This is a genomic window from Nocardioides sp., assembly GCF_024509035.1.
Classification (GTDB): Bacteria; Actinomycetota; Actinomycetes; order Propionibacteriales; family Nocardioidaceae; genus Nocardioides.
Genome location: NZ_JANINT010000116.1, coordinates 1 through 7159, shown reverse-complemented (window position 1 = coordinate 7159; position 7159 = coordinate 1). Strand labels below are relative to the sequence as shown.

The following is a 7159-nucleotide window of genomic DNA, read 5'->3' as shown; positions in this document are numbered from 1 at the left end:
GAGTCCGAGCAGGCGCAGGCGCTCGTCGACCGCTTCGTCGAGGACGCCGTACGCGCCGGTCTGCCGACCGAGGAGCTCACCGCCCGACCGTGGACCGGAGGTGGTCGCTACCGCACCGGCATCGAGGGCTGGTACCTCAAGCGTGATCGGTCGGTGGGGATCAGTCGGGACGGCGGCTACCACGTGCTCGTCGTGGCGCCCCGCCGCTGGGGCCGGTGGCGCACGCTCCACCTCGACCCGGTCCCGCCGCCGCTCGTGGTCGGTGAGGGCGGACGCGACGGCGAGTCGGTCTCGCTCGAGACGCTGATCCGCATCCGGCTGCAGCCCGACGTTCAGTAGCCCTGGCCGAGACGCCAACAGAGGACGGCGCACCGGGGCGTGGCGGAGCGCTCGCGCCATGGCGTCGTACGCCGGCCTGGACCGCAGCCGGCGGTCGATGTGCAGGGGCCGTCGGCGCCGACCGTCCTGGCGGGGCCGATCCTCCTCGAGCCAGGTGTAGCGGTCGCTCGACCTCCGCGCGGACCACGCCGTGCAGGAGCCGCCGGGCCTCGCGTCGCCCGAGCCCCCACCGGTCGGCGTCGCTCCATCCGGGTCCGAACCCTTCGTCCCAGACCAGGTGGGCACCGATCGTGAGCTGCCCGTGCTGCTCGGCGAGCGCGACGACGCGGTCCCCGCGGCCGAAGGCGTGGTGCGCGGCCGGCCGCAGGTGAGGCAGTCCCGCTCGACTTAATACATATGTAGTAAGTTCCGGCGCCTGCCGGCCGCGAAGCGAGCGCACCTGCGAACGGACGGGCACGGAGACGGCTCCGCCGGCCGGGGCGCCTCACATCTCGACCGGCGGTGGTGCGCTCAGCGCTTTGCCGATGCCGCGGCTCTCACGAGCTCGACCATCGGTTGGGCCGTGTCGCTCACAATGTCCGCATGCCCGACTACGGCCAGGACCTGCAGTTCGGAACGTTCCTCACCCCTGATGCAGGCGACCCCGATCGTGTGGCGCAGCTGGCGCTGCTGACGGAGGCGAGCGGGCTGGAGCTGGCGACGTTCCAGGACCACCCCTACCAAGCGCGGTTCCTCGACGCGTGGGCGCTTGCCGCGACCGTGCTGGCCCGGACGTCGTCGCTGCGGGTGACGACCAACGTCAGCAACCTGCCGTTGCGGCCGCCGTACGTCCTGGCGAAGACGGTGGCCAGCCTCGACGTCCTCAGTCGCGGCCGCGTCGAGCTCGGCCTCGGCGCGGGCGGGTTCTGGGACGCGATCGCGGCGGCCGGTGGTCCGCGACGGAGTCCGGGGGAGGCACGACATGCTCTGGAGGAGGGGATCGCGGTCATCCGGGGCACCTGGGACACCGACCAGCGGTCGGTGCGCTTCACCGGAGAGCACTACGCCCTTTCCGGCGTGCACCCCGGCCCCGCGCCGGTCCACGACGTCGAGATCTGGATCGGCGCGATCGGGCCGCGGATGCTCGAGCTCACCGGCCGGGTGGGTGACGGCTGGCTGCCCAGCCAGGGATACGTGCCGCCCGAGACGCTTGCCGAGCGCAACGCCCGCATCGACGCCGCGGCGCTCGAGGCCGGGCGCGACCCGTCGCAGGTGCGCCGGCTCTACAACGTCAATGCCTCCGACGACCCGGCATGGGCCGAGTGGCTCGCGGAGCTGACCCTCGAGCACGGCACGAGCACGTTCATCCTGGCCACCGACGACCCTGCGCAGATCCAGCGGTTCGGCACCGATGTCGCTCCTGCCGTCCGCGAGCTGGTGCTCGCCGAGCGCTCGCGGCAGCCAGCCGTGCACGAGGAGCCCGCGCCCGAACCGGCACCGATCAGCGGTGGCGTGCCGGTGCGTCCGACGCCGGACGACGGGGTACGCCGCAGCTCCCGGACGCCCTGGGACGAGTCGACGCGCCCGGCGTACGACCACGACCTGCCGGCGTTGGCCTGGACCGACCACGAGCGCGCCACCGGCCGGCACCTCGTGGACGTCCACGACCACCTGCGCGCGGAGCTGCGCCAGCTCTTCGACCTGATCGACCAGGTCGAGGCGGGCAGCATCGACGCCGGCCGGGCCCGGTCGTTGATCAACACGATGACGATGCGCCAGAACGACTGGGCACTGGGCGCCTACTGCCAGTCCTACTGCCGCCTGGTGACCACGCACCACACGATCGAGGACACCAGCATGTTCCCGCACCTGCGCTCGCGGGACTCCGCGCTGGCGCCCGTGATCGACCGGCTCGAGGACGAGCACCACGTGATCGCCGGCGTGCTGGACGAGGTCGACCGCGCGCTCGTGGCCGTCGTTGCCGAGCCGGGAAGCATGCCCCGACTCCGCGAGGCCGTCGACCTGCTCGCGGACACCATGGCCTCGCACCTGTCCTACGAGGAGCGGATGCTCGTCGAGCCACTGGCGCGCTACGGCTTCTATTGAGCTCCTGGAGCGGCACACCGCGGTCGGTCGCTCTTCTCGCTCGCCCACAGCCGGAAGAGGAGGTACGCCGCGCCCGCGTCCAGCAGGTGCCAGGCGGCGTGCCCCTGGACCAGCGAGTGGGGGTCACACCAGGCCCCCGAGGTGACGTTCCAGATCGCGAAGGCGACCAGGATGGTGGCCAGGGACGCGGCACCCCAGCGCAGGTCGGTGCGTCCGCGACCGGGGGCCGGAGCGCGCCGCCACAGCAGCACCTCCACCACGACCACGGTCAGCAGCAAGGCGGCGAACGCGACGTTGCCGGCGTACCGCACGACCGGTACCTCGTGCGGCCACAGACCCACCAGCTCGCACCCGCCCACGAACGCCACGAAGAGCCCGGTGAAGAGCCGGGTGCCCCGCCTTGCCAGGCGCATCAGCGCGTAGGCGGCCGCGAACGAGGCCACGAGGTACATGCTCAGCAGGTCGAGCTGACCGCCCGCGGCCGACTGCGTCGCGTGCATGGCCGCGCTGGCGGGGCCGAGCACCACCACGAGGCAGGCGTACGCCGTGGCCAGGCCGCGGTGACCGCCGAGCGGCGTCCGCCCGGTGCTCCGGGCGACCGCCAGCCCGGCCAGGACGAACCCGAGGTTGGACCAGGTGTTCGCCGGCTGCTTCACCCACCCCTCGCGCGCGGCCTCGCAGAAGTCGTCGCCGCGTCCGACGTCCGGGCCCAGCCAGCCCTGCCCGACCGCCAGCACCAGCAGGCCGGTCGACACCACGGCGACCGTGGCCGCTACGAGGAGCGGACCGAGGCGCCGGGGGTGCATCGCCCTAGTGTGTCGCCATGGACCTGGCCGTCGACCTGGATGCGCGAGGCGACCGGGTGGGCGCGATCTACCGCGCGCTGCTCGAGGCGATCCGCGCCGGGCGCCTCGAGGTCGGCGACCGGCTGCCGCCGAGCCGGGTCCTCGCCCGTGACCTCGGCGTCGCCCGTAACACGGTGGCGACGGCGTACGAGCGCCTGGTCGCCGAGGGGTTCCTCGACTCCCGCGTCGGTGACGGCACGTACGTCGCCGAGCTCGCCGCGCCCGTGCCGGCCCCACGGCGTGCGGGTGCGCTGCACCCCCGGACGGGATGGACCTTCCGCGCGCTCCCGGTCAGCGGTGAGCAACCGGCGCCTCCCCACGACTTCCGGGTCGGCATCCCCGACGCCGGGCTGTTCCCGTTCGACTCATGGCGGCGCCTGGTCGCGGCCGAGCTGCGCGTCGGGGCGCACAGCCCCGGCACGTACGCCCACCCGGCGGGGCTGCCCGCGCTGCGCACCGCGATCGTGCGCTCCCTGGCGCTGTCGCGCGGCGTCGCGGCCGAGCCCGATGACGTGATCGTCACCCACGGCACCCAGCAGGCCCTCGACCTGGTCGCACGCGTCCTCGTCGAGCCCGGTGACGTGGTCGCCGTCGAGGACCCGGGCTACCCGTTCGCGCGCGAGCTGTTCGCCTCCTACGGCGCCCGGGTGGTGCCGGTGCGGGTCGACACCGAGGGGCTCGTCGTCGACGAGGTCCCCGAGGGCGCGCGTCTGGTCTTCACGACGCCGTCCCACCAGTTCCCGCTCGGGCCGCCGCTGTCGATGCGGCGCCGCACGGCGCTGCTCGAGCTCGCCAACCGGCAGCGGATCGCGATCGTCGAGGACGACTACGACAGCGAGTTCCGGTTCACCGAGCGCCCCCTCGAGACGCTGCACGCCATGGACCGCCACGGCCGCGTCGTCTACGTCGGCACCTTCTCCAAGTCGCTGGTTCCCGCGCTCCGCTCCGGCTACCTCGTCGCCCCGGCCTCCCTGCGCGAGGCCCTGCTCGGCGCCCGCCAGCTCGCCGACGGCTACGGCGCGCCCGCCGAGCAGGCGGCGCTCGCCCACTTCGTGGCCGACGGGATGCTCGCCCGCCACCTGCGCCGGGCCCGGTCGACGTACGCCGAGCGCCGCGGGCTGGTGATCGACGGCCTGCAGCGGCTCCTCGGGCACCGGCTCGAGCTGGTCCCCTCGGCCGCCGGACTGCACGTCACGGCGACGTTCCGCGACCAGACGGCCGACGACCAGGCCGTCGTCGCCGCCGCGGCCGAGGCCGGTGTCGCGGTCGAGGCGCTCTCGGCGTACGCCCACGGACCCGGCGTCCCGGCCGGCCTCGTGCTGGGCTACGGGGCCGCGGTCACCTCCTCGATCACGCCAGGTCTGGAGCGACTGGCGCGACTCCTCTGAGGGTGCGTCGCCGCCAGGCCATCCACGTCACCGCGGCGAGGACCACGACGAGCTGGGGCAGCAGGTGGCGGCCGGTGAGGCCGAGCAGCACCAGGGTCGAGGCGAGCGAGATCGCCGCGCCCCGGTGCACCCAGGTGCGGCGGGGGAGCAGCCGCAGCGCGGCGGCCGTGCCGACGACGTAGACCAGGGTGAACGCGCCGGTGATCAGCAGCATCGTGCGCTCCAGCGGGACCCCGGTGACAGCGACCGCGGCCAGCGTGGCGAGGGCGCCGGCGGTGACCACCGCGAGCGAGCGACGCGGGACCTCGCCCGCGCTCGACCCGTGTGCGAACCATGCCGGGAGCGAGCCGTCGCGACCCAACGCGGCTCCGAGCCGCGCGCCGCCGGCGAAGTAGGCGTTCATCGCTCCCAGGGAGAGCAGCACGGCCACGACGGTCGTCACGCCACGCGCGGGCTCGCCGAAGCCGAGCACCAGCAGGTCGGACAGCGGCGCCTTCCCGGTGTGGTCGCCCAGCACGGCGACGGTCGCGAACGCGACGCCGAGGTACATCACGCCCATGACGACCAGGGCGATCGCGGTGGCGCGACCGATGTCACGGGCCGGGTCGCGGTACTCCGACGACAGCGAGGTGACCACCTCCCAGCCGGCGAAGGCCCAGACGAGCAGGGCGGCGGCCGACCCGACGGCGCTCCACCCGTGCGGGGCGAACGGCGTCAGGTTGGCCGTGCTGGCGTGGGGGAGCGAGACGAGCGTCGCGACCAGCAGCAGGACGGCGAGCGTCCCCGCGATCGCGAGCTGGACCCGTCCGGACACGCGGATCCCGTGCCAGTTCATCAGCGCCACGGTGCCGATCAGCAGGCCGGCCGTCAGCAGCTGGGTCGGGCGACCTCCGCCGAGGCTGTCGGCGACGTACGCGCCGGCGAAGCCGGCCGCCGCCGGAGCGCCGAGTGGGATCGCCACGTAGAAGCACCACCCGACGAGGGTCGCGACCGAGCCGCCGAAGGCGCGGCGGGCGTACGTCGCCACGCCGCCGCCGTCCGGGAAGCGCGCGCCGAGCGCGGCGAAGGTCGCTGCCAGGGGGACCGACAGCAGCACGAGGGCGAGCCAGGCCACGAGTGAGGCCGGCCCCGCCTCGTGGGCGGCCAGCGCGGGGAGCGAGATGACGCCGGTGCCCAGCACGGCGCCGAGCGTGAGCGCCGCACCCTGCGGCACCCCGAGGCCGCCGGCGGCGACCGGGTCGCCGCCGGGCAGCCGGTCCGGCGTGAGGGCGGTGGGGCGGGGAGGGACGGGGAGGGACGGGGTCACCCGCTCAACCTAGGAGCGGTGATTGTCCCTTCGCAGCGCCAATCCAACGCGCGCCGAAAGGGCCAATCGATCGACGCGCGTCAGTGCTTGGCGTGCGGTCGGCGGGCGATCGTGCGCACCACGAACGCCTGGCCGTCGTCGCGCGCGCGACCCTGGCACGACCAGGTGGTCCGGTGCCAGCACGAGAAGCGGGTCGAGGCGTTGACGAGCACGATGGTCGCCGAGACCACGTTGCGGCTGGTGAAGCCGACCGAGGTCTGGCCGCGTCCCTTGGCGTTGAGCCGGATCGGCTGCTTGGTCACCCCGTGCTTGGTGCGCACGACCAGGTAGGCCCCCGGGCTGGTGCGCGCCGACGGGCCGTCGACGACCACGCGCAGCCGCCACCGCTTGTCCTTGAGCGCGGGGTCGGGCGAGACCGCGACGTTGCGCGAAGCCATGTGGCTGATCCGGATGCGGCTGGAGTGCCGCGGACTCGCCTGGGAGAGCGACCAGCTCTCGAAGGCCGGCGCCGCGGGCCACTTCCCGCCCTCGTCGTAGGTGTCGGCGGGGACCACGTTGGCGGCCGCGAACGACCGGTAGACGCCGGCGAACCCGCCGCGCTTCTGGAGGACGCCCTTGACCGCGGTGGTGGAGTACTGGTGGCCCGAGCCCGGGAACGCCCCGGCACGGGTCCAGATCTCGCGGACGACGCCGGTGCCGAAGCGGTGAGAGAGGTACTCGAAGAACGGCCAGTTGCCGTACTGGTTGTAGCGCTGCTGGTCGAAGACGTCCAACGGCTGCCCCGGAGCGCCGAGCTGGCCGTAGGGGAGGTACTGGCGGTTGTCGTTGACGTCGCCCGCGACCTGCTCCTCCATCCACGTGGCGGTCGCCTCCATCAGCCACGGGTCCTCGCCGTAGTCGTAGGCGAACTGCACGGCGTGGAAGAACTCGTGGGCGGCGGTCACCCGCAGGCTGTCACGCGGCGGCGCGCCGTACTGGGCCTGCGAGAAGTCGTTGTCGAGCACGCAGTAGCCCGAGGCGAGCCACTTCGCGCCGGGCGCGCGGCGCTCGGGCGCGCAGTAGCCGTAGAGCCCGCGAGAGCCGAGCTCCTTGAGGTAGACGTCGAACTTCGCGTTGCCGCCGCGGTGCCGGTCGGTGATCGGCGCTCGATAGCCGAGGCCGCGCACCTCCTTGCGCCACACCTTGTTCATGAACGC

The 7159-nt window shown here is 73.8% G+C and carries 6 protein-coding genes; 3 read left to right on the top strand and 3 right to left on the bottom strand.

Going from position 1 to position 7159, the window contains the following annotated elements; translation table 11 throughout:
- Window positions 1–339: hypothetical protein (locus Q0L15_RS09750; RefSeq protein WP_296603967.1), on the top strand; the 339-nt coding region annotated here is incomplete at its 5' end.
- 582 nt (window positions 340–921) lie between these two features.
- The gene (locus Q0L15_RS09745; protein WP_296603966.1) at window positions 922–2424 is read left to right on the top strand and encodes an LLM class flavin-dependent oxidoreductase; all 1503 of its coding nucleotides are present in this window, start codon (window positions 922–924) and stop codon (window positions 2422–2424) included.
- Here Q0L15_RS09745 and Q0L15_RS09740 read toward each other — a convergent pair.
- Window positions 2418–3230 (bottom strand): ceramidase domain-containing protein, encoded by an 813-nt coding sequence (locus Q0L15_RS09740; RefSeq protein WP_296603964.1) that lies wholly within the window; start codon window positions 3228–3230, stop codon window positions 2418–2420. The two genes, Q0L15_RS09745 and Q0L15_RS09740, sit on opposite strands and share 7 nt — an antisense overlap.
- Before the next feature lie 17 nt (window positions 3231–3247).
- Between Q0L15_RS09740 and Q0L15_RS09735 the strand changes: the two genes are divergently transcribed.
- Window positions 3248–4657, top strand: coding sequence for a PLP-dependent aminotransferase family protein (locus tag Q0L15_RS09735; protein ID WP_296603963.1), 1410 nt, complete (start codon window positions 3248–3250; stop codon window positions 4655–4657).
- On the opposite strand, the gene Q0L15_RS09730 is transcribed toward Q0L15_RS09735, so the two are convergent.
- Together Q0L15_RS09730 and Q0L15_RS09725 are read right to left on the bottom strand one after the other, a co-directional pair.
- Window positions 4620–5963, bottom strand: coding sequence for an amino acid permease (locus tag Q0L15_RS09730; RefSeq protein WP_296603962.1), 1344 nt, complete (start codon window positions 5961–5963; stop codon window positions 4620–4622). The two genes, Q0L15_RS09735 and Q0L15_RS09730, sit on opposite strands and share 38 nt — an antisense overlap.
- 80 nt (window positions 5964–6043) lie before the next feature.
- On the bottom strand, window positions 6044–7159 hold a 1116-nt coding region (locus Q0L15_RS09725), incomplete at its 5' end, for an MXAN_6640 family putative metalloprotease (protein ID WP_296603960.1).

Excerpts from the sequence above, each read along its gene's own strand:
- Q0L15_RS09745 (WP_296603966.1), top strand. The coding sequence starts at position 922 with ATGCCCGACTACGGCCAGGACCTGCAGTTCGGAACGTTCCTCACCCCT.
- Q0L15_RS09740 (WP_296603964.1), bottom strand. The coding sequence starts at position 3,230 with ATGCACCCCCGGCGCCTCGGTCCGCTCCTCGTAGCGGCCACGGTCGCC.
- Q0L15_RS09735 (WP_296603963.1), top strand. The coding sequence starts at position 3,248 with ATGGACCTGGCCGTCGACCTGGATGCGCGAGGCGACCGGGTGGGCGCG.